18 protein-coding genes are annotated in these 22,707 nt (G+C 71.4%); 16 read left to right on the top strand and 2 right to left on the bottom strand.

What is annotated here, in order from left to right:
- The first annotated feature begins 3 nt into the window (after positions 1-3).
- The 8 genes from recG (at position 4) to NQO67_RS39995 (ending at position 8,130) form a co-directional block, all read left to right on the top strand.
- Complete coding sequence (gene recG / locus NQO67_RS40030) at positions 4-2,301, top strand: ATP-dependent DNA helicase RecG (RefSeq protein WP_255955473.1); 2,298 nt, start codon at positions 4-6, stop codon at positions 2,299-2,301.
- Between the two features lie 208 nt (positions 2,302-2,509).
- Positions 2,510-3,094 carry a 16S rRNA (guanine(966)-N(2))-methyltransferase RsmD gene (gene rsmD / locus NQO67_RS40025; protein WP_255955472.1) on the top strand — a complete coding sequence of 195 codons (585 nt, stop codon included), beginning with the start codon at positions 2,510-2,512 and terminating at the stop codon, positions 3,092-3,094.
- Between the two features lie 26 nt (positions 3,095-3,120).
- On the top strand, positions 3,121-3,600 hold the full coding sequence (coaD, locus tag NQO67_RS40020; RefSeq protein ID WP_255955497.1) for a pantetheine-phosphate adenylyltransferase: 480 nt from the start codon (positions 3,121-3,123) through the stop codon (positions 3,598-3,600).
- Between the two features lie 189 nt (positions 3,601-3,789).
- A complete protein-coding gene (locus NQO67_RS40015; protein WP_255955471.1) occupies positions 3,790-5,010 on the top strand; it encodes a F0F1 ATP synthase subunit B in 1,221 nt (406 codons plus the stop codon).
- A gap of 283 nt (positions 5,011-5,293) precedes the next feature.
- Positions 5,294-5,986 (top strand): YceD family protein, encoded by a 693-nt coding sequence (locus tag NQO67_RS40010; RefSeq protein ID WP_255955496.1) that lies wholly within the window; start codon positions 5,294-5,296, stop codon positions 5,984-5,986.
- A gap of 2 nt (positions 5,987-5,988) precedes the next feature.
- Positions 5,989-6,162 (top strand): 50S ribosomal protein L32, encoded by a 174-nt coding sequence (rpmF, locus tag NQO67_RS40005; protein WP_255955470.1) that lies wholly within the window; start codon positions 5,989-5,991, stop codon positions 6,160-6,162.
- Positions 6,163-6,181: 19 nt separating this feature from the next.
- On the top strand, positions 6,182-7,027 hold the full coding sequence (gene rnc, locus NQO67_RS40000; RefSeq protein ID WP_255955468.1) for a ribonuclease III: 846 nt from the start codon (positions 6,182-6,184) through the stop codon (positions 7,025-7,027).
- Between the two features lie 80 nt (positions 7,028-7,107).
- Positions 7,108-8,130: an Fpg/Nei family DNA glycosylase gene (locus NQO67_RS39995; RefSeq protein ID WP_255955467.1), complete on the top strand. Its 1,023-nt coding sequence runs from the start codon at positions 7,108-7,110 to the stop codon at positions 8,128-8,130.
- Positions 8,131-8,161: 31 nt separating this feature from the next.
- Here the strand turns inward: NQO67_RS39995 and NQO67_RS39990 are convergent, their stop codons facing one another.
- The gene (locus NQO67_RS39990; RefSeq protein ID WP_255955466.1) at positions 8,162-9,103 is read right to left on the bottom strand and encodes a CAP domain-containing protein; all 942 of its coding nucleotides are present in this window, start codon (positions 9,101-9,103) and stop codon (positions 8,162-8,164) included.
- A gap of 172 nt (positions 9,104-9,275) precedes the next feature.
- On the opposite strand from NQO67_RS39990, the gene NQO67_RS39985 reads away from it, so the two are divergent.
- The 5 genes from NQO67_RS39985 to ftsY all read left to right on the top strand — a co-directional run bounded on the left by NQO67_RS39985 (position 9,276) and on the right by ftsY (position 17,523).
- Positions 9,276-9,557, top strand: a complete 282-nt coding sequence (locus NQO67_RS39985) for an acylphosphatase (protein WP_255955464.1) — start codon at positions 9,276-9,278, stop codon at positions 9,555-9,557.
- A 393-nt stretch (positions 9,558-9,950) separates the two neighbouring features.
- Positions 9,951-10,160: a hypothetical protein gene (locus tag NQO67_RS39980; RefSeq protein ID WP_255955463.1), complete on the top strand. Its 210-nt coding sequence runs from the start codon at positions 9,951-9,953 to the stop codon at positions 10,158-10,160.
- A gap of 381 nt (positions 10,161-10,541) precedes the next feature.
- Positions 10,542-14,099, top strand: a complete 3,558-nt coding sequence (gene smc / locus NQO67_RS39975; protein WP_255955462.1) for a chromosome segregation protein SMC — start codon at positions 10,542-10,544, stop codon at positions 14,097-14,099.
- Positions 14,100-14,486: 387 nt separating this feature from the next.
- A complete protein-coding gene (locus NQO67_RS39970; RefSeq protein ID WP_255955461.1) occupies positions 14,487-15,902 on the top strand; it encodes a sugar porter family MFS transporter in 1,416 nt (471 codons plus the stop codon).
- Between the two features lie 415 nt (positions 15,903-16,317).
- A complete protein-coding gene (gene ftsY, locus NQO67_RS39965; RefSeq protein ID WP_255955460.1) occupies positions 16,318-17,523 on the top strand; it encodes a signal recognition particle-docking protein FtsY in 1,206 nt (401 codons plus the stop codon).
- A gap of 157 nt (positions 17,524-17,680) precedes the next feature.
- Here ftsY and NQO67_RS39960 read toward each other — a convergent pair whose 3' ends face one another.
- The gene (locus NQO67_RS39960; RefSeq protein ID WP_255955459.1) at positions 17,681-18,340 is read right to left on the bottom strand and encodes a bifunctional DNA primase/polymerase; all 660 of its coding nucleotides are present in this window, start codon (positions 18,338-18,340) and stop codon (positions 17,681-17,683) included.
- A 581-nt stretch (positions 18,341-18,921) separates the two neighbouring features.
- On the opposite strand from NQO67_RS39960, the gene nsdA reads away from it, so the two are divergent.
- The 3 genes from nsdA to NQO67_RS39945 all read left to right on the top strand — a co-directional run bounded on the left by nsdA (position 18,922) and on the right by NQO67_RS39945 (position 22,569).
- Entirely contained in the window at positions 18,922-20,457 is a 1,536-nt protein-coding gene (nsdA, locus tag NQO67_RS39955) for a transcriptional repressor NsdA (protein ID WP_255955458.1), read from the top strand.
- A gap of 427 nt (positions 20,458-20,884) precedes the next feature.
- Positions 20,885-22,234: an ammonium transporter gene (locus NQO67_RS39950; RefSeq protein ID WP_255955457.1), complete on the top strand. Its 1,350-nt coding sequence runs from the start codon at positions 20,885-20,887 to the stop codon at positions 22,232-22,234.
- Positions 22,231-22,569, top strand: a complete 339-nt coding sequence (locus NQO67_RS39945) for a P-II family nitrogen regulator (RefSeq protein ID WP_255955455.1) — start codon at positions 22,231-22,233, stop codon at positions 22,567-22,569. The genes NQO67_RS39950 and NQO67_RS39945 overlap by 4 nt, the downstream gene beginning before the upstream one ends.
- Positions 22,570-22,707 lie beyond the last annotated feature (138 nt).

The following is a 22,707-nucleotide window of genomic DNA, read 5'->3' as shown; positions in this document are numbered from 1 at the left end:
TGCGTGCCCTCGCTGGATGAACCCCTGAAGAAGGTGATCGGCCCCGCCACCGCCAAGGTGATGGCCGAGCACCTCGACCTGCACACCGTCGGTGACCTGCTGCACCACTACCCCCGACGTTATGCGGAGCGCGGTGAGCTCACCCGGCTCGCCGAACTCCCGCTGGACGAGCACGTGACGGTGGTCGCCCAGGTCGAGAGCGCCCGCGTGCTGTCCTTCCGGTCCGGCAGCGGCCAGCGCCTCGAGGTCACCATCACGGACGGCAGCGGCCGGCTCCAGCTGGTCTTCTTCGGCCGGGGCGTGCACAAGCCCCACAAGGACCTGTTGCCCGGCACCCGTGCGATGTTCGCCGGCAAGGTCTCCGTCTTCAACCACAAGCTCCAGCTCGCCCACCCCGCCTACCAGCTGCTGCGCGGCACCGGTGACGACGCCGTCGACACCGTCGAGTCCTGGGCCGGCGCCCTGATCCCGATCTACCCGGCCACCGCGAAGCTGGAGTCCTGGAAGATCGCCAAGGCGGTGGACGCCGTGCTGCCCAGCGCGCAGGACGCGAGCGATCCGCTGCCGCCCGCGCTGCGCGAGGGCCGCGGCCTCGCCCCGCTCCCGGAGGCGCTGGTGAAGATCCACCGGCCGGGCACCAAGGCGGACGTCGCCGACGCCCGCGCCCGGCTCAAGTGGGACGAGGCCTTCGTCCTCCAGATCGCCCTGGCCCGCCGGCGGTACACGGACACCCAGCTGCCCGCCGTGCCCCGCACCACCCGGCCGGACGGCCTGCTCGCCGCGTTCGACGCCCGGCTGCCCTTCACGCTCACCGACGGCCAGCAGTGCGTCACCCGCGAGATCTTCGACGACCTCGCCACCGACCACCCCATGCACCGCCTGCTCCAGGGCGAGGTCGGCTCCGGCAAGACGATGGTGGCGCTGCGCGCCATGCTCGCCGTGGTCGACGCGGGCGGTCAGGCCGCGATGCTGGCGCCCACCGAGGTGCTGGCCCAGCAGCACCACCGGTCCATCACGGAGATGATGGGGGAGCTGGCCGAAGGGGGGATGCTCGGCGGGGCCGAGCAAGGGACCAAGGTGGTGCTGCTGACCGGTTCCATGGGCGCGGCCGCCCGCCGCCACGCGCTGCTCGACCTGGCGACCGGCGAGGCCGGCATCGTCATCGGCACCCATGCGCTCATCGAGGACAAGGTGCAGTTCCACGACCTGGGCCTGGTCGTCGTCGACGAGCAGCACCGTTTCGGCGTGGAGCAGCGGGACGCGCTGCGCAGCAAGGGGAAGCAACCTCCGCACCTGCTGGTCATGACGGCCACCCCCATCCCGCGCACGGTCGCCATGACCGTCTTCGGTGACCTCGAGACCTCCGTGCTCGACCAGTTGCCGGCCGGTCGTTCACCCATCGCCAGCCATGTCGTACCGGCGCAGGACAAGCCGCACTTCCTCCAGCGGGCCTGGGAGCGGGTGCGCGAGGAGGTGGCGGGCGGCCACCAGGCGTACGTGGTCTGCCCCCGCATCGGCGACGAGGAGGACCAGCAGGCCACCGGCGGTAAGGGCCGCAAGGCCGGCGCGAAGAAACCGGCGCCGGGCGCCGGGCGCACGAAGACCACCGACGCGACCGGGCCAGGCGAGCCCCCGCAGGACGACCTCTTCGACGACGAGGAGGCCGCGGCCACCGCCTCCGACAAGCGCCCCCCGCTCGCCGTGCTGGAGGTCGCCGAGCAGCTGGCCAAGGGCCCGTTGAGCAGCCTCCGGGTGGCCGCCCTGCACGGCCGCATGGCGCCCGACGACAAGGACGCCGTGATGCGGCGCTTCGCCGCCGGCGAGATCGACGTCCTGGTCGCCACCACCGTCATCGAAGTCGGCGTGAACGTCCCCAACGCCACGGCGATGGTCATCATGGACGCCGACCGCTTCGGCGTCTCCCAGCTGCACCAGCTGCGCGGCCGGGTCGGCCGAGGAGCGGCGCCCGGCCTCTGCCTGCTGGTCACCGACCTGCCCGAAGCGAGCGCCGCCCGCACCCGGCTCGACGCGGTCGCGGCCACCCTCGACGGCTTCGAGCTGTCCCGCATCGACCTGGAACAGCGCCGCGAGGGCGATGTGCTCGGCCAGGCACAGTCCGGTGTGCGCTCGTCCCTGCGGGTGCTCGCCGTCATCGACGACGAGGAGATCATCGCGCAGGCCCGCGAAGAGGCCGCCGCCGTGGTGGCCGCCGACCCCGACCTCTCCGAGCTGCCCGCCCTGCGTACCGCGCTCGACGCACTCCTCGACACCGAGCGCGAGCGCTACCTGGACAAGGGCTGACCCGCACCGCCTCCCGAGCGGTACCCGCACGCCGTCCGACGGCCCCTTCCGGACCCACCGGAAGGCCCACCGCCGACCTGCGCCCCGGTCCGGCGCCCGCGTTGCCTCCGGCGCCCCGTTGACCTCGCAGGCCGCCGGACGACCGCGTACCCGAAACTGACACACTGAGGGTGTCGACTGGACCCGATCAGAACGGACGACGACCGACATGACCCGCGTGATCGGCGGTACGGCCGGCGGCCGTCGGCTGGCCGTACCGCCAGGCCAGGGCACCCGGCCCACCTCGGACCGGGCGCGTGAGGGGTTGTTCTCCACCTGGGAAGCGCTGCTCGGCACCCTCGACGGCGCCCGGGTCGCCGACCTGTACGCCGGATCGGGCGCCGTCGGCCTCGAAGCGCTGTCCCGGGGCGCCGCCCACGCCCTGCTCGTCGAGTCCGACGCGCGCGCGGCCCGCACCCTGCGGGAGAACGTCCGCGCCCTCGGCCTGCCCGGCGCCGACGTACGCGCCATGAAGGCGGAGGCCGCCGTCGCCGGCACGGCCCCCGACGAGCCGTACGACGTCGCCTTCCTCGACCCGCCCTACGCCGTCCCCGACGACGATCTTCGAGAGATCCTGATCACACTCCGGACCCGGGACTGGCTCACCGCCGACGCCCTCGTCACCGTGGAACGCAGCACCAGAGGCGGGGAGTTCCGGTGGCCCGACGGTTTTGCGGCCACCCGCGCCCGGCGATACGGCGAGGGCACGTTTTGGTACGGTCGCGCCGCCGCTACGCGTCACCACGCATCATGACCGGAACGGAGAGCGAGGAACCTCAGTTGCGCCGCGCCGTCTGTCCGGGGTCCTACGACCCCATCACCAATGGCCACCTCGACATCATCGGCAGAGCCTCCAAGCTGTACGACGAGGTGTACGTCACGGTGATGATCAACAAATCCAAGAAGGGCCTGTTCACCGTCGACGAGCGGATCGACCTGATCCGCCAGGTCACCTCCGAGTTCGGCAACGTGCGGGTGGAGTCCTTCCACGGCCTGCTGGTCGACTACTGCAAGCAGCGTGACATCCCCGCGATCGTCAAGGGCCTGCGCGCGGTCAGCGACTTCGACTACGAGCTTCAGATGGCCCAGATGAACAACGGCCTCACGGGCGTCGAGACCCTCTTCGTGCCCACCAATCCCACCTACAGCTTCCTGTCCTCCTCGCTGGTGAAGGAGGTGGCCGCCTGGGGCGGCGACGTCTCCCACCTGCTGCCCGACGCGGTCTTCGACGCCCTCAGCCGGCGGCTGCGCGAGCAGTGACCGGGCACTCGGTCCACTGACGGTGCCTCAGGCGGTGTCGGACGGCGGCCGGCTGGCCGTAGAGTCGTTCTCCGTCAGTGTCAGTTCGCAGTTTCCGCGCCCGTAGGGAGGGCCGGCCGATCCGTCGGCACCGGCAACCGCCCCCTCCCCGGGCACAGGCACCCCTTCAGAGCACAGAGAGTGGCGAGCATGGACGTGCAGAAGAAGCTCGATGACATCGTCTCGGCGGTCGAAGGCGCCCGGTCCATGCCCATGTCGGCCTCGTGCGTGGTCAACCGTGCGGACCTGCTGGCCCTGCTGGAACAGGTACGTGAGGCGCTACCCGGCTCCCTCGCGCAGGCCCAGGAGCTGCTCGGCGGCAGCGAGCAGGTCGTCGAGCAGGCCCGCCAGGAGGCCGAACGGATCATCGAGACGGCGCACGCCGAGCGCGGCTCCATGATCTCCGAGATGGAGATCGTGCACCGCTCCCAGGCCGAAGCCGACAAGATCCTCGCCGAGGCCCGCCAGGAGGCCGAGGAGATCAAGGCCGAGGCCGACGACTACGTCGACTCCAAGCTCGCCAACTTCGAGGTGGTCCTCACCAAGACCCTCGGCTCCGTGGGCCGCGGCCGCGAGAAGCTCCTCGGCACCGGCTCGGGCATCGACCAGAACGGCTACGAGGACCCCGACTACACCGAGGCCCCCGAACGCAGCCAGGACCCCGAAACCCTGCGGGAGCGGGCCGACGCGTACGTGGACGTCAAGCTCGGCGCCTTCGAGGCGGTGCTCGCCAAGACCCTGGAGGCGGTCGGCCGCGGCCGCCAGAAGCTGCACGGCCGAGTGGCCACCGACGAGCTGGGCACCCTCGCCGACGGCGAGTCCGGCCAGCACACCAGCGACGCCGACTACCTGGCCGAGCTCGCCGACCCCGCCACCCGGCAGCAGCCGGTCGACCCGACCGCCGTGCCGCGCATCCCGCAGCAGGCCGTGGCCCCGCCGCCCCCGCCCACCGAGCAGCCGGCCGCCGCTGCCGCCGCGCCGCTGTACGCCGTGCCGGACCCCGACCCGGCGGCCTACGGCGTCCAGGACCCCTACGGCTACCAGCAGGACCCGTACCAGCAGGACGTCTATGCCTATCAACAGCAGGCGGCCTACGCCCAGCAGCAGGACCCGTACCAGCAGGACGGCTACGGCCAGCAGGACCCGTACGCCACCGCGAACGGCTTCCCCGCCGCGCTCGACCCGTCCAGCACGGGCGGCGTCCCCGTCCAGCAGGGCTACGACCCGGCCCAGACGTCCGCCGCCGGCTACGGGGCGTTGCAGGGACAGGGCCAGCCCGCGCTGGACGAGACCAGCTTCTTCGACACCGGCATGATCAGCGCGGAGCAACTCCGCCAGTACGAACAGCAGCGGTACGAGCAGGGCCGCTGAGGCCCGGAACCAGGGCCGCGCAAGAGCGCCGGCGACGCCCCGGACGTCAAGCGGCACCGTCGCACGCCGAGTCCCGGTTTGGGGCGGGGGTGAGGGGTCCAGTATCCTGACCTTTCGGTCGCGCGTACGCCCGCGCTCCGGGCCACCCGCTCACCGGGCCCACCGCCCGGACCCCTCATTCAGGGGATGCCTCACGTCTTGGACGGCGTGGGGGAGGGCGGCCGCCGACTCACCCACCGTCTCCCCACCGCACCGACCCTGAGATCCGAAAGCAGGAAGCGCCCTGAACGCCCGCCTCGACCACCGCAACCCCCTCGTGTTCGACACGCACGAGCTGGGTCGGCGTCCCGGTGCCATGCAGCGCGTGGCCCGTACCGTGGAGGCGCCCGGCGGAGACCGGCAATCCACCGCCTTCGGAGTCAAGGACGTCGTCGCCGTGCCACCGGGCGCCCCCGTGGAGCTCGACCTGCGGTTGGAATCGGTCCTGGAGGGCGTGCTCGTCACGGGTACCGCCCGGTCCACGGCCGAAGGGGAGTGCGTAAGGTGTCTGGAGCCGCTCGCGCTCACGCTCGAAGCGGACTTCCAGGAGATGTTCTCCTACCCCGAGGTCGACGACCGGGGTCGCGTGGTCACTCCCCCACGGTCTCAACGACGTGGGAGGGACCCCCATCCCGAAGAGGCCGCCGACAGCGAGGAGGGCGAGGACATGCTCTTCGTCGAGGACGGCCTCATCGACCTCGAACCCGTGCTGCGTGACGCGGTGGTGCTCACCCTGCCGATGCAGCCGGTGTGCCGGGAGGACTGCCCCGGCCTGTGCCCCGACTGCGGGGCGCGGCTGGCGGACGACCCGGACCACCACCACAAGGACGCCGTCGACATCCGTTGGGCGGCATTGCAGGAACTCGCCGAGACCGATCAGGACGGCGAGACGGACGTGCCCCGCACCCGCGGGGATGACAATTCACAGGAGAAGTAGCCGTGGCTGTTCCGAAGCGGAAGATGTCGCGCAGCAACACGCGCCACCGCCGGTCGCAGTGGAAGGCTGCGGTCCCCGTTCTGGTGGCGTGCGAGCGCTGCCACGAGCCCAAGCTTCAGCACATCGCGTGCCCGTCGTGCGGCACCTACAACAAGCGTCAGGTTCTAGAGGTCTGAACGGCCGGTGAGGGGCACGATGCCAGACGCCAGGAAGAACAAGCCCCGCGGGGGTGGTCCGGCGGACAACACGGCCTCGTCCCACACGCTTCTGGAAGGGCGGCTCGGGTATCACCTGGAGTCCGCCCTTCTGGTGCGTGCGCTGACCCACCGCTCCTACGCATACGAGAACGGCGGTCTGCCGACCAACGAGCGTCTTGAGTTCCTCGGGGACTCGGTGCTCGGCCTGGTCGTCACGGACACGCTGTACCGCATCCACCCCGACCTGCCCGAAGGCCAGCTGGCCAAGCTGCGGGCCGCGGTGGTGAACTCGCGTGCGCTGGCTGAGGTGGGCCGGGGACTGGACCTCGGATCCTTCATCCGGCTCGGCCGGGGCGAGGAAGGCACCGGAGGGCGGGACAAGGCCTCGATCCTCGCCGACACCCTTGAAGCGGTGATCGGCGCGGTCTATCTCGACCAGGGCCTCGACGCGGCCGGCGAACTGGTACACCGCCTGTTCGACCCGCTGATCGAGAAGTCCTCGAACCTGGGCGCGGGCCTGGACTGGAAGACCAGCCTCCAGGAGCTCACCGCGACCGAAGGCCTCGGTGTGCCCGAGTACCTGGTCTCGGAGACCGGTCCGGACCACGAGAAGACCTTCACTGCTGCCGCCCGCGTCGGAGGCGTCTCGTACGGCACCGGCACCGGCCGCAGCAAGAAGGAAGCGGAGCAGCAGGCGGCGGAGTCCGCCTGGCGCGCCATCCGCGCCGCCGCGGACGCCCGCGGCAAGCCGGCGCCGCCCCCGGAGGAAGCGGTGCCGGACGTCGACGCCGGAGAGGATCCCGCAGCGCCCGGGGTCCCGCCGGCGGACCCGACGCCGGCCTGATCCGGCGGACGCCGTTCGCGTGCGCGCCTCGTCGGGGCGCGCACGACGGCGCCGGTGTGCCCCTTCGGAGGAGGAAGAGGATGCCAGAGCTCCCCGAGGTCGAGGTGGTACGCCGCGGCCTGGAGCGGTGGGTCGCGCACCGCACCGTCGCCGACGCCGAAGTCCTCCACCCGCGTGCCATCCGCCGCCATCTCCCGGGCGCCGACGACTTCACGCACCGCCTCGAGGGACATCGCATCGGCACACCGATGCGGCGCGGCAAGTACCTGTGGCTGCCCCTGGAGGACTCACCGTTCGCCGTCCTGGCACACCTCGGCATGAGCGGCCAGCTCCTGGTCAAGTCCCACGACGTGCCGGACGAGAAGCACCTGCGCATCCGGATCCGCTTCACCGACACCGAAACCCCGTACATCCCGGCGGCCGGCGAGACCCCGAGCGCCGCATCCGGCACCGAAGCCCGGGACGGCGCCTCCGTCTCCGCGCCCCCCGGCGCCGCATCCCCGCTCCAGGCCCCGACCGCCACGGCCGCCACCACCGCCGGCACCGAACTGCGCTTCGTCGACCAGCGCACCTTCGGAGGACTCTCGCTGCACGAGACCACCCCGGACGGGCTGCCCGACGTGATCGCCCACATCGCCCGCGACCCGCTGGATCCGCTCTTCGACGACGACGCCTTCCACCGGGCGCTGCGCGGCAGGCGCAGCACCATCAAGCGGGCGCTGCTCGACCAGTCGCTGATCAGCGGGGTCGGCAACATCTACGCCGACGAGGCGCTGTGGCGCTCCCGGCTGCACTTCGAGCGGCCCACCGAAACCTTCACCCGACCCCGTACGGCCGAGCTCCTCGGCCACGTCCGGGACGTCATGAACGCCGCGCTCGACGTCGGCGGCACCAGCTTCGACAGCCTCTACGTCCATGTGAACGGGGAGTCCGGCTACTTCGACCGATCGCTCGACGCCTACGGCCGGGAGGCCGAGCCGTGCCGGCGCTGTGCCACGCCGATGCGCCGCAGCCCCTGGATGAACCGCTCCAGCTACTTCTGCCCGCGCTGCCAGCGCCCGCCGCGACCCCGCCGCCCGGCGGTCCGCCCCCTGCTGCCGTGACCGGCGACGGGCCCGCACGGCCCGTTCCGCATCAGAATCCGAAGTCCTGGGTCCACCATGGGCCGCCGGTGCCGAAGTGGACGCCTATGCCGATGGTCTTGTAGTCGCAGTTGAGGATGTTGGCCCGGTGCCCCGGACTGTCCATCCAGGAGTCCATGACCGCCTCGGCGTCGGCCTGCCCGCGGGCTATGTTCTCGCCGCCCAGATTGGTGATGCCGGCCTTCGCCGCCCGGTCCCACGGGCTGCGGCCCTCCGGGTCGGTGTGGTCGAAGAACCCTTCGTCGGCCATCTGCTTGCTGAAGGCCGAGGCAAGGTCGGCCAGCGCTTCGTCCGTGCTGAGGGCCGAGCAGCCGGCCTTGTCGCGCTCCTGGTTGACGAGCCTCAGCACCTCGGCCGCTGCGGCGCTCTCCGGTGTCCCGGGCGCCGAGCTGCTGGGGTCGGCGGTCGGGGTGTGGGAGGGCGTCTTGGTCACCGAGTTCTTCGAGCCCGTCGGCGCCGGCTTCGCCGTCCTGGAGGCGTGCGGGGCGGTATGCGAGGCCGAACCGCCGGACGACGGGTGCGCGGAGCGCGAGCCGGCCGTGGGGCTCGGCGCCTGCCGGGTGGCGCGGTCCGGATGGGCCGTGGAGGTGTGGGCCGGTCCTTCGGTGCCGCCCTGGGTCCGAAGACCCGAGGGGGTCCCCGCGGAACGCACCCGATCGGAACCGCCGTCCCCGCCGAGCGAGAACGAGTCGCCGCCCGGCAACACACCCGAGGTCACCGCGACGACCCCCACGGCGACGGCGGCGGACACGCCCAGCAGGCCGGTCCGTACCGCGACGGACCGCCGTCTGCGGTGCCGGTGCCCACCCCGGTGGGGGCGCTCCAGGGGCACCTCCCAGGTGTCGTCCGTACCGTGGGAGTAATAAGGGTCGGTGCCTGCGGTGGTGCGGCCCTCGGCGGCGTCCGGGGCGGTGGTGCGTCGGTGGCGTCCCATGTCCTGGCCCTCCTGATCCCGCGGCGGTCGGTCGTGCGCGGATGGCCGCGCCCTCCTCGGACAGCACACAAAAATTTCACTCGAACGAGTGAGGTGTGACGGATCGGGACGGTACCCCATACCGAAGGGTGCCGGTGTGCTTCCGCCGGGATCGGGCGGTTAGCGTGCAGCCATGAACGACGATGTGCGGCTCGTCGCGTGGGTGCGCGGACGCGTCCAAGGAGTGGGTTTCCGCTGGTACACGCGGGCCAAAGCGCTGGAGCTCGGCGGGCTGAGTGGCTTTGCTCTCAATGCGTCCGACGGACGGGTCCAGGTGGTCGCCGAAGGCCCCCGCGGGAACTGCGAGCGGCTGCTGGAGTGGCTGCACAGTGGCGACACGCCCGGACGTGTCGAGGGTGTGACGGAGATGTGGGACACACCCCGCGGCGGTTACACGGGTTTCGAGACGCGCTGACCGGGCCGGTGCGGCGTCCGCGTCGAGCCGGCCAGGAACCCCCTGCGGGCCCTGCCGGGCCAGGGAAAGGGCCTGGTGGCTGCGGAAGAAAACGCTTGCCCGAGCGGCCCTGGGGGCGGCAGGATGTCCGCGTCGCCCCCGCGCCCCGGAGCGATGGCCGCGCCGTAGCCATGACGGCCGCGTGCCGCCCGGGTGCCGCTGCGCCGGGGCTTGATCGTGTTGACCGTCAAACTTTTTGGTGAGACTCTGGAAGCCCCGCGCACCTTAGCCGTTTGCCAGTCAGACGGCAGCACAATCGAAGAAAGCCTTAAGCCGCGGGTGCGAAAAAATCCCTCACGACCCACCACGACCCACACCGTACGGTCGGTCACTCATTGTGGAGGACCATCCATCATGGCAAAGGCGCTTCTCGGTTACGTCGGCGGCTCCGACCCTCGACTCCTCGCCGAGATGCGACGGCTCCAGCAGCGTGTCCAGGACCTGGAATCCGAGCTCGTACGCATTCAGGCTGAAAACGACGCGCTGTCGGCTGCCGCTTCTCGCGAAGGCGACTCGCTCCTGGAGAGCATCGACGTATCCAAGGCAGAGCCTGCGCTCACCTGACCCGCTCCGCTCTGCTCACCACGGGTCTGCCTGCCCTCGGGTCTGGCCCGAACTGCAAGGGACGCCTCGGCGTCCCTTCATTTTTTACCCGTGCTCATCCTTGAGTCCTTGAGCCATCGAGCCCTTCGGGGCCCCGCCGGGCCCTGTGCTGCGAGCTCGACGCCTCCTCGCGCCGTGGTCTGCTCCGCCGGACTTCTTGCCGCTCACCCGGGCTTCCCCCTGCCCGGCACTGCCGGTCCTCGCATCCCCGGGCGAAGTGATCGCGTCACCGCGGCCCGTATCTGTTCCGCTTCCTTCAAGGTGTGATGTGCCCTGCACGTTCCCGGGTGAAACCGCGAGTTCACCTGGTGGGTGCCGAGGCGGCAGGTAAAGTCGGGCGGCGTGCACCTCAAGGCCCTGACCCTGCGCGGTTTCAAATCGTTCGCGTCCGCCACGACGCTGCGGTTCGAACCGGGCATCACCTGCGTCGTCGGACCCAACGGCTCCGGCAAGTCCAACGTCGTGGACGCGCTGTCCTGGGTGATGGGCGAACAGGGCGCCAAGTCGCTGCGCGGCGGCAAGATGGAGGACGTCATCTTCGCCGGCACCACCGGCCGTCCCCCGCTCGGCCGCGCCGAGGTCTCCCTGACCATCGACAACACCGACGGCGCGCTGCCCATCGAGTACGCCGAAGTCACCATCACGCGGATCATGTTCCGCAACGGCGGCAGCGAGTACCAGATCAACGGGGACACCTGCCGCCTCCTGGACATCCAGGAGCTGCTCTCCGACTCCGGCATCGGCCGCGAGATGCACGTCATCGTCGGACAGGGACAGCTCGACTCGGTACTGCACGCCGACCCGATGGGGCGCCGCGCCTTCATCGAGGAGGCCGCAGGCGTCCTCAAGCACCGCAAACGCAAAGAGAAGGCGCTACGCAAACTGGACGCGATGCAGGCCAACCTGGCCCGCGTCCAGGACCTCACCGACGAACTGCGCCGCCAGCTCAAACCGCTGGGCCGGCAGGCCGCCGTGGCCCGCCGCGCCGCCGTCATCCAGGCCGACCTGCGCGATGCTCGTCTGCGGCTGCTCGCCGACGACCTCGTACGCCTGCGTACCGCGCTCCAGACCGAGGTCGCCGACGAGGCGGCCCTGAAGGAGCGCAAGGAGGCCACCGAGGCGGAACTCAAGGCGGCGCTCGGCAGGGAGGCCGATCTGGAGGACGAGGTGCGCCGGCTCAGCCCCCGGCTGCAACGCGCCCAGCAGACCTGGTACGAGCTCTCCCAGCTCGCCGAGCGGGTGCGCGGCACCATCTCGCTCGCCGACGCCCGGGTGAAGAGCGCCACCTCCCAGCCGCCCGAGGAGCGCCGCGGTCGCGACCCCGAGGACATGGAGCGCGAGGCAGCCCGCGTCCGTGAGCAGGAAGCAGAGCTGGAAGCCGCACTGGAGGCGGCGCAGACCGCGCTCGAAGACACCATCGCGCACCGCTCCGAACTGGAGCGCGAACTGGCCCTGGAAGAACGCCGCCTGAAGGACGTCGCCCGTGCCATCGCCGACCGGCGTGAGGGGCTCGCCCGGTTGAACGGGCAGGCGGGCGCCGCACGGTCCCGTGCCGCCGCAGCGCAGGCCGAGATCGACCGGCTGGCCGCCGCCCGCGACGAGGCGCAGGAGCGTGCCACCGCAGCCCAGGAGGAGTACGAGCAGCTCAAGGCCGAGGTCGACGGCCTGGACGCGGGCGACGAGGAAATGGCCGCGCAGCACGAGGTGGCCAAGCAGGAACTCGCCGAGGCGGAACGCGCAGCGAGCGCCGCCCGGGAAGCGGTCACGTCCGCCGAACGGCAGCGGGCTGCGGTGTCCGCGCGCCACGAGGCGCTCGCCCTGGGCCTGCGCCGCAAGGACGGCACCGGCGCACTGCTGGCCGCCCGGGACCGGCTGACCGGACTCCTCGGCCCCGCCGCCGAGCTGCTGACGGTGACCCCGGGTTACGAGGTGCCGGTGGCCGCCGCATTCGGGGCCGCCGCTGACGCCGTCGTCGTCGACACGCCGGGAGCGGCGGCCGAGGCCATCCGGCTGCTGCGCAAGCAGGACGCGGGCCGGGCCGCGCTGCTGCTCGCGGGGGAGGACACCGCCCCGGGCGCCCCGGTTGCGGCGGACGGACCGCGCCCGGTGGCCGATCTGGTGCGGGGGCCCGTGGAGCTGATGGGTGCCGTGCGGCGGCTGCTGCACGGCATCGTCGTCGTGCCGACCCTGGAGGAGGCCGAGGACCTCGTCTACGCCCGTCCGGGGCTGACCGCCGTCACCTCCGAAGGCGATCTGCTCGGCTCGCACTTCGCGCACGGCGGCTCAGCGGGTGCGCCCAGCCTGCTGGAAGTGCAGGCATCGGTGGACGAGGCCGCCGCCGAGCTGGACGAACTGGCGATCCGCTGCGATCAGCTGACCGAGGCGCAGCGCACCGCGGGTGAGCAGCGCAGGCAGTGCCAGGCCCGGCTGGAGGAACTGACGGAGCAGCGGCGCGCGGCGGATCGCGAGAAGTCGTCCGTCGCCCAGCAGCTCGGGCGGCTCGCCGGGCAGGCCCGGGGTGCCGTGGGCGAGGCGGAACGCGCGTCGGCCGCGGCCGAGCGGGCGCAGGAAGCCCTGGAGCGTGCCACCTTCGAGGCCGAGGAACTGGCCGAGCGGCTCGCCGTCGCCGAGGAGAGCGCCGGGCAGGACGAGGAGCCGGACACCGCGTTGCGCGACCGGTTGGCCGCCGACGGCGCCAACGCCCGGCAGACCGAGATGGAGGCCCGGCTCCAGGTCCGTACCCATGAGGAGCGCGTCAAGGGCCTGGCCGGGCGGGCCGACTCGCTGGACCGTGCCGCCCGCGCCGAGCGCGAGGCCCGGGCCCGTGCCGAGCAGCGCCGGGTCCGGCTGCACCACGAGGCCACCGTCGCCCGTGCCGTGGCCGACGGCGCCCGGCAACTGCTCGCCCATGTGGAGGTCTCCGTGCGGCGCGCCGACGAGGAGCGCACCGCCGCCGAGCACGCCAAGGCCGAGCGCGAGAAGGAACTGACCGCTGCGCGCGCCCAGGGACGCGACCTGAAGGCGGAATTGGACAAGCTGACGGATTCAGTTCACCGCGGCGAGGTACTCGGTGCCGAGAAGCGGCTGCGGATCGAGCAGCTGGAGTCCAAGGCGCTGGAGGAACTGGGTGTCGAACCCGCAGGTCTGGTCGCCGAGTACGGCCCTGACCAACTCGTGCCGCCCTCGCCCCCCGCCGAGGGTGAGGAACTCCCCGAGGACCCGGAGCACCCGCGCAACCGTCCCACGCCGTTCGTGAGGGCCCAGCAGGAGAAGCGACTCAAGGCAGCCGAGCGTGCCTACCAGCAGCTGGGGAAGGTGAACCCGCTGGCGCTTGAGGAGTTCGCGGCCCTGGAGGAACGCCACAAGTTCCTCAGCGAGCAGCTGGAGGACCTGAAGAAGACCCGCGCCGACCTGCTGCAAGTCGTCAAGGAGGTCGACGAACGGGTCGAGCAGGTCTTCACGGAGGCATACCGGGACACCGCACGGGAGTTCGAAGGGGTCTTCTCGCGGCTCTTCCCCGGCGGTGATGGTCGGCTGATCCTGACCGATCCCGAGAACATGCTCACCACCGGCGTGGACGTGGAGGCCCGGCCTCCGGGCAAGAAGGTCAAGCGGCTCTCCCTGCTCTCCGGCGGCGAGCGGTCGCTGACCGCGGTGGCCCTGCTGGTGTCGATCTTCAAGGCGCGCCCCAGCCCGTTCTACGTGATGGACGAGGTCGAGGCCGCGCTCGACGACACCAACCTCCAGCGGCTGATCCGGATCATGCAGGAGCTGCAAGAAGCCTCGCAGCTGATCGTGATCACCCACCAGAAGCGCACCATGGAGGTCGCGGACGCGCTCTACGGCGTCTCCATGCAGGGCGACGGAGTCTCCAAGGTCATCAGCCAGCGCCTGCGGTGATCAGCCCGGCGTTCGTGGAGATGGTGGTCGGCCCGGCGGCCGCGTGAACGGCGGTCAGTCCCGCGCTTGTGCAGACGGTGTGACGTCTGCGGTGCGCGCTGTGGGGTGTGCGGTGCTTGGGACGCGTTGCTCGCCGACGGCGGGTCCGGGGCTGCCTCGACAGGGCCCCTCCGCCGAGAGGTGGTCACCTTTCGTTCATTGTCTGAACACATAACCTCTTTGCGTGACTAAAAAATCTCAGTCGCCGCCTATTGACTTCGATTCTTGAAGGAATAGTCTCGGCAACGTTGTTTTTACGTTCATGTGATGGGCGTGTGCTGAGGGCGCTACAGCGCCGGGCGCGCGCCCCTCTCACGGCAGTGTTGCCGTCCGCCCAAGGAGTACCCAGTGACCAGCACAGCGGCCATGCCGTCCGGGGCCAGGGAGGCTCATCCCGAGCACCTGGGCCGAGTCGTCTTCATTGCGGCAGCCGCCGCGATGGGCGGCTTTCTTTTTGGCTACGACAGCTCCGTCATCAATGGCGCGGTCGAGGCCATCCGTGATCGCTACGACATCGGCCCGGCCGCTCTTGCGCAGGTCATCGCCATCGCGCTGATCGGCTGCGCGATCGGCGCCGCAACCGCTGGACGGATCGCCGACCGGATCGGCCGGATCCGCTGCATGCAGATCGCCGCGGTCCTGTTCACGATCAGCGCCGTGGGCTCGGCACTGCCGTTCGCTCTGTGGGACCTCGCCTTCTGGCGGATCGTCGGTGGCTTCGCCATCGGCATGGCCTCCGTGATCGGCCCGGCCTACATCGCCGAGGTCTCCCCGACCGCGTACCGCGGGCGACTCGCCTCCTTCCAGCAGGCCGCGATCGTGGTCGGCATCGCGCTGTCCCAGCTGGTCAACTACGGGCTGCTGCGGGCGGCCGACGGCAACCAGCGCGGTGCGCTGCTGGGCCTGGAGGCCTGGCAGGTCATGCTGGGCGTCATGGTCATCCCGGCCATCGTGTACGGCCTGCTGTCCTTCGCCATTCCCGAGTCGCCGCGCTACCTGCTCACCTCGGGCCGGCGGGCCGAGGCCCGCGAGGTGCTGAGCCAGATCGAGGGTCACGGCATCGACCTCGACGTCCGGCTCACCGAGATCGAGCACGCCATGCACCGTGAGCGCAAGTCCACCTTCAAGGACCTGCTCGGTGGCCGCGGCTACTTCAAGCCGATCGTGTGGATCGGCATCGGGCTCTCCGTCTTCCAGCAGTTCGTCGGCATCAACGTGGCGTTCTACTACTCGTCGACGCTGTGGCAGTCGGTCGGCGTCAACCCGACGGAGTCGTTCTTCTACTCCTTCACCACGTCGATGATCAACATCGTCGGCACCGTGATCGCGATGATCTTCGTCGACCGGGTCGGCCGCAAGCCGCTGGCGCTGATCGGATCCGTGGGCATGGCCATCGGCCTCGCCCTGGAGGCCTGGGCCTTCTCCTCGCCCCTGGTGGACGGCAGGCTGCCGGCCACGCAAGGGTGGGTCGCCCTGATCGCGGCGCACTTCTTCGTGCTGTTCTTCGCGCTCTCCTGGGGCGTGGTCGTGTGGGTCTTCCTCGGCGAGATGTTCCCGAACCGGATCCGTGCCGCCGCGCTCGGTGTGGCCGCCTCGGCCCAGTGGATCGCCAACTGGGCGATCACCGCGAGCTTCCCGTCGCTGTCCGAATGGAACCTCTCCGTCACCTACGTGATCTACACGGTCTTCGCCGCGCTCTCGATCCCCTTCGTGCTCAAGTTCGTGAAGGAGACCAAGGGCAAGGCGTTGGAGGAGATGGGCTGACCGTCCAGTCCCCGCCACCGCCCGCTCCTCGTACCACCCGCCGCCCCGGCCGGCCCGACCCCGCGCCGGGGCGGTGGCGTGCCCGGAGCGGTCGGACGCACGTCACGTAGGGACACCGCGGTGTTCGGCGCCGCTCGACGCGCTGCGCACCGCCGGCAGCCCCGAACGCGCACGTGACGAGCCGGCCCGCCGGGGCGACCGGCTGCACCAGCGCAGCCCGCGCCGCCTCGGCGCGTCGCCCGCCCTGCACCGCTGCGTGCGTACGTGCGGCAGGCGCCCCGGGGGCCGCGGGCCAGCCCGGGGGAGTCATGGCGTGGTGACGCACCGCGTGTCCCGCGTCGCTTCGGGTGTCCGCGGGCGCCCCGGTGGCGCCCCGGGTCGTCAGCGGTCCGCATACCTGATACTGGGGGGCGTTATGGAAATCGTCATCCTTGCTGTAGTCATCGCCGTGGTCGTGATCGGCGCGCTCGGCGGGCTCGTGATCGGCAGCCGCAAGAAGAAGCGGCAGGAGCCCCCGGAGGCCGCGGCGCCCACCGCCCCCACCGAAACCCCCGACATCACCGCCCCTCCGACCGCGCCCCAGGCCGGCGAGGAGCCGGGCGGCGAAGCACGCCCGTCCGGCGGTGCCACCGTCGCCGGGCCCGAGCCGGCCGCACCGGTCATCACGGAACCGGCCCCGCCCGCGATCGAGGTGCCCGAACCCACCGCGGGCCGCCTGGTGCGCCTGCGGGCCCGGCTGTCCCGTTCCCAGAACGCGCTCGGTCAGGGCCTGCTCAGCCTGCTCTCCCGTGAGCACCTGGACGAGGACACCTGGGAAGAGGTCGAGGACATCCTCCTGACCGCCGACGTCGGTGTCGCTCCCACCCAGGAGCTGGTCGAGCGGCTGCGCTCGCGTGTGAAGGTGCTCGGCACCCGCACCCCCGCCGAGCTGCGGCAACTGCTGCGCGAGGAGCTGCTCACCCTCGTCGGCACCGACCTGGACCGCACCGTGCACACCGAGTCCGGCCTGGACACCCCCGGCATCGTGCTGGTCGTCGGGGTGAACGGCACCGGCAAGACCACCACCACGGGCAAGCTGGCGCGGGTGCTGGTCGCGGACGGCAAGTCCGTCGTGCTGGGCGCCGCCGACACCTTCCGCGCCGCCGCCGCCGACCAGCTCCAGACCTGGGGCGAGCGGGTGGGCGCGCGTACCGTGCGCGGACCTGAGGCGGGCGACCCGGCGTCGGTCGCCTTCGACTCAGTGAAGCAGGGCACCGAGGCAGGCGCCGACGTCGTCCTCATCGACACCGCCGGCCGGCTGCACACCAAGACCGGCCTGATGGACGAGCTCGGCAAGGTCAAGCGTGTCGTGGAGAAGCACGCCCCGCTGGACGAGATCCTGCTCGTCCTGGACGCCACCACCGGTCAGAACGGTCTGGTGCAGGCGCGGGTGTTCGCCGAGGTCGTCGACATCACCGGCATCGTGCTCACCAAGCTCGACGGCACGGCCAAGGGCGGCATCGTCGTCTCCGTGCAGCGCGAGCTGGGTGTGCCGGTCAAGCTCGTGGGCCTGGGCGAGGGCCCGGACGACCTGGCGCCCTTCGAGCCGGAGGCGTTCGTGGACGCCCTCGTCGGGTCCTGAGGCCTCCGTCCGGGACTCTTGGGCGAAGGCGCCGGTGTGTGCCGGCGTGCTGCCGCCGTCGACGAGGCGAAGCGGGGTCCGACCGTTTCGTGGGGCCGCCGTGCCAGGGGCGTCCGGGTGATCCGCGGGCGCCCCTTCGCATGCGTAAGCGCGCTGGTCAGCTCGGTAGGGGCGTCCGATGGGCCATATACGCCAGGGTGCCCAGCAGCAGGCGTGCCTCCGGCGGATGGGCCGCCGAGTCCAGGTCGGGGGCGCGCAGCCAGCGCACCGGACCCCGGCCGCCGCGGTCGAACGGCGGGGCCGTGAGGTGGTCACCGGGGCCCAGCCCGCGCAGGCCGAGGTCGGCGCCGTCCCACCCCATGCGGTACAGCAGCCGGGGCAGCTCGGCCGCGGCACCCGGGGCGACGAAGAACTGTGCACGGCCACCGGGGGTCAGGGCGACCGGGCCGAGCGGCAGTCCCATCCGCTCCAGGCGCACCAGCGCACGCCGCCCCGCGCTCTCCCCGACCTCGATCACGTCGAAGGCCGCTCCGGCGAGCAGTAACGCCGTGGCGCCGGGGAAGCCGCTCCACACCTCATGCACCTCGTCGGGCGCGGCGCCGGCCGGGATGACGGGGGCGAGGTCGAGGGGGTGGGCGCCGGGCGCCGGGCAGTCCGGCCGCCCGCAGGAACAGGACCCGGTGATCGCCCGGGCGCCGGGCAGCACGGCCCAGCCCCACAGCCCGGTGAACTCCGCCACCACGGCGCACTCCCACGTTCGGCCCCGACGGCGTGCCCCGGGGCGCATCTCGCGGATGCCGCCGATCGTGAAGCCCATGCCCCCTCCAACGGGTCCGGCACGCAGGTGGTTACGAGCCGGAATCGATCCGTGACGCTCTGTTTTCACTTGTTTCCTCTGTCCCGGAAGCGAGCCCTCCATGACGACGTCCTGTCACGTGTTGTCGCGTCACGACGGCGTCTTGGCGCGCCGGAGGTGGTCCGCCCGAGCCCGCGCGCCCGGGCGTGCCCCACTCCACCGCTTCCGGCAGGTCGACGTGCCGGGTGTGGTGTGCCGTATGTCAAGTGAATCGTGCAGTGCGCCCCTGGAGTTCATTCGAAGGGGTGGCGAATGGTGGCGTTTCGATAATGCTTTCCGCCGGAGTGGTGACCGCGAGATTACTTTCGGTACACAATCCTGGATACGGTGCGTTCGTGGGTATGCCTCGGGCATAGCAAGGGGCAGCGGGTCGATCGTGCGGAGGTGTCCTGAGCACCCTCCGCCGGCCCTTCGTACGTATGCGGGTACGGCATACGCGGATGCCGTCGCGCGCGGGTGCTCCCCACGCGGGACCGTACGCGCCGGGGCGAGCCGGCGCGCGGTGCGGCATCCTGGTACGGCTCAACACGTGCCGCGGAAACATGGGTTTCGACGCTTGGGGGCGTTTAGTGGTCGGCAGGGGCGAAAGTGCCACGCACGCGGAAAGGCGCCCGAACGAACTCCTCACCTCTTGGTTCGTCCGTAGCGGCTGGTCCAAGGGCGAGCTGGCCCGGCAGGTCAACAGAAGAGCCCGTCAGCTGGGCGCCAACCACATCTCGACCGACACCTCTCGGGTCCGCCGCTGGCTCGACGGTGAGAACCCGCGAGAGCCGATTCCGCGCATCCTCTCCGACCTGTTCTCCGAGCGCTTCGGATGCGTCGTCGCCGTCGAGGACCTCGGCCTGCGCGCCCCCCACAAGCCGGCCTCGGCCTCCGGCGTCGACCTGCCCTGGACCGGCCCCCAGACCGTCGCGTTGATCAGCGAGTTCTCCCGCAGCGACCTGATGCTGGCGCGGCGTGGCTTCCTCGGCAGCTCGCTGGTGCTCGCCGCAGGACCCACCCTCGTCGAGCCGTTGCAGCGCTGGCTGGTGCCCGCCCCGCACGCCGCACGCGCCTGGGACGCGCCCCCGCCCGCCGCCCCCGAGACGGCGGAGCACGCCGTGCCCGCGCAGCGCCGGCCCGTTCGCCTCTCCGCGGCCGAACTGGACCTCCTGGAGTCCACCACGGCCATGTTCCGCACCTGGGACGCCCAGTGCGGTGGCGGCTTACGCCGCAAGGCCGTCGTCGGCCAGCTGCACGAAGTGACCGACCTCCTCCAGGAACCCCAGCCGGAAGCCAAACGCACCCGCCTGTTCAAGGTCGCCGCCGAACTCGCCGAACTCGCCGGCTGGATGAGCTACGACGTCGGCCTCCAGCCCACCGCCCAGAAGTACTTCGTCCTCGCCCTGCACGCGTCCAAAGAGGCCGGCGACAAGTCCCTCGGCGCCTACATCCTCTCCAGCATGAGCCGCCAGATGATCCACCTCGGCCGGCCCGACGACGCCCTGGAACTCGTCCACCTCGCCCAGTACGGCAGCCGCGACTGCGCCGGCCCGCGCACCCAGGCCATGCTGTATGCGATGGAGGGGCGCGCCTACGCCAACATGGGCCAGCCCGGCAAGTGCAAGCGAGCGGTGCGGATGGCCGAGGACACCTTCGACGACATCCTCGACAGCCCCGAACCCGAGCCCGACTGGATCCGCTTCTTCACCGAGGCCGAGCTGCACGGCGAGAACGCCCACTCCTACCGCGACCTGGCCTACGTCGCCGGCCGCAGCCCCACGTACGCCACGCTCGCCGAGCCGGCCATGGCCCGCTCCGTGGAGCTGTTCGCACCCGACCGCGAGCACCGGCGCTCCTACGCCCTCAATCTCATCGGTCTCGCCACCGTCCACCTACTGAAACGAGAGCCCGAGCAGAGCGCGGCCGCCATCCGGCAGGCCCTCGTCGTCGCCAAGAAGGTGCGCTCCGAACGGGTCACCACCCGGATCCGCAAGACCGTGGACAGCGCATCACGCGCCTTCGGAGACGTCCCCGCGGTCGGCGAACTCGCCGAGCAACTGGCCAGCCAGCTCCCCGAGACCGCCCCGGCCGGCTGACCGGCCCACGGTCCCCGAGCGACACCGGCACGGCCCGGCCCACGGCCGTCCGCCACCGTGCCCCAGGGCGCCCGCCATCCGCGACGGGCGCCCTTCTGCTTGGTTGCGACACGATAACGACTGATCGCGGCATCCTCATGCGGTTCACCCACGCGTAACACGTACCGCCCCTTCGTCACCGCGGCGAAACATGGTGCGGCATCGACGGAAACGGCCCTGCGCGACGCTCGGCGCATCACTGGCCCACACCTCACGACTTTCCGCACCGCCGCAAGAGCTCCCCCGCGTGGCCGCAGGCTCCCCCACCGCCTGGCGCACGTGGGCGGGGGACACCTCCCGGTTTCCGTTCAGGGCAGCGGGGAGCGCCCCCTGGGGAGCGCACCGACCAGCCCGCACCCGGGCCGTACCCGACGACGAGGAGACGCCGATGCCTCCAGGCATCACCCTGGCCGCGGACACCCCGCAGCTGTCCGCCGCCAATACAGGGTTCATGCTCATCTGTTCCGCCCTGGTGATGATCATGACACCAGGTCTGGCCTTCTTCTACGGAGGCATGGTCCGCGTCAAGAGCGCGCTCAACATGCTGATGATGAGCTTCATCAGCCTGGGGATCGTCACCATCCTGTGGGTGCTCTACGGCTTCTCCGCCGCGTTCGGCGCCGACCACGGCGGCCTCGTCGGCTGGAGTGGAGACTTCGTCGGGCTCAGCGGGATAGGCCTGACCCAGCTCTGGGACGGCTACACGATCCCCGTCTACGTCTTCGCCGTCTTCCAGCTGATGTTCGCGATCATCACGCCCGCCCTGATCAGCGGCGCCCTCGCGGACCGTGTGAAGTTCACCGCATGGTCCCTGTTCATCGCGCTGTGGGCGACCTTCGTCTACTTCCCCGTCGCCCACTGGGTCTGGGGCGCCGGGGGCTGGGCCTTCGAACTCGGCGTGATCGACTTCGCCGGCGGTACCGCGGTGCACATCAACGCCGGTGCCGCGGCGCTCGGCGTGATCCTCGTCATCGGCAAGCGCGTCGGGTTCAAGAAGGACCCGATGCGCCCGCACAGCCTGCCGCTGGTGATGCTCGGCGCCGGCCTGCTGTGGTTCGGCTGGTTCGGCTTCAACGCCGGCTCCTGGCTCGGCAACGACGACGGCGTGGGCGCCGTGATGTTCGTCAACACCCAGGTCGCCACCGCCGCCGCCATGCTGGCCTGGCTCGGCTACGAGAAGCTCCGGCACGGCGCCTTCACCACCCTCGGTGCCGCGTCCGGCGCCGTCGCCGGCCTCGTCGCCATCACCCCGTCCGGTGGCTGCATCAGCCCGCTCGGGGCGATCGCGGTCGGCGCCATCGCCGGCCTGCTCTGCGCCATGGCCGTCGGCGTCAAGTACAAGTTGGGCTACGACGACTCCCTCGACGTGGTCGGCGTCCACCTCGTCGGCGGTGTCGTCGGCTCCCTGCTGATCGGCTTCTTCGCCACCGGCGGAGTGCAGTCCGACGCCAAGGGCCTCTTCTACGGTGGTGGACTCGGCCAGCTCGGCAAGCAGGCCGCCGCGGTCGCAGCGGTGCTCGTCTACTCCCTCGTCGCCGCCGCCGTCCTCGCCTTCCTCGTCGACAAGGTGATCGGCATGCGGGTCACCGAGGACGACGAGGTGGCCGGCATCGACCAGGCCGAGCACGCCGAGACCGCGTACGACTTCAGCGGTGCGGGCGGCGGCACCTCGCCCCGCACCCCGGCGGCCGCGCCGCCGGTCGTCGCACACGAGAAGGCAAGGAAGGTCGACGCATGAAGCTCATCACCGCAGTCGTCAAGCCGCACCGCCTCGACGAGATCAAGGAAGCCCTCCAGGCCTCCGGCGTGCACGGCCTGACCGTCACCGAGGCCAGCGGTTACGGCCGCCAGCGCGGCCACACCGAGGTGTACCGCGGTGCGGAGTACACCGTCGACCTGGTCCCCAAGATCCGTATCGAGGTGCTGGTGGAGGACGACGACGCCGAGCACGTCACCGACGTGATCGTGAAGGCGGCCAGAACCGGCAAGATCGGCGACGGCAAGGTCTGGGCCGTCCCCGTCGATGGCGCCGTACGCGTGCGCACCGGGGAGCGCGGACCCGACGCGCTCTGAGCCCTTCCGGCCGCCGGCGTGCAGGAGGCCGGCGGCCGGAGGCATGCGGGCGGCCGGGGCCGGTGGCTAGATGCGGACACCGACCACCGGCCGCCCCATCACCACCGACCGCCGACCGCTGACCGCTGACACCGGGCC

It is taken from the genome of Streptomyces odontomachi (genome assembly GCF_024435355.1).
Taxonomy (GTDB): domain Bacteria; phylum Actinomycetota; class Actinomycetes; order Streptomycetales; family Streptomycetaceae; genus Streptomyces; species Streptomyces odontomachi.
The sequence above is the reverse complement of the archived record's forward strand: the minus strand, read 5'-3'. Positions and strand labels throughout refer to the sequence as shown.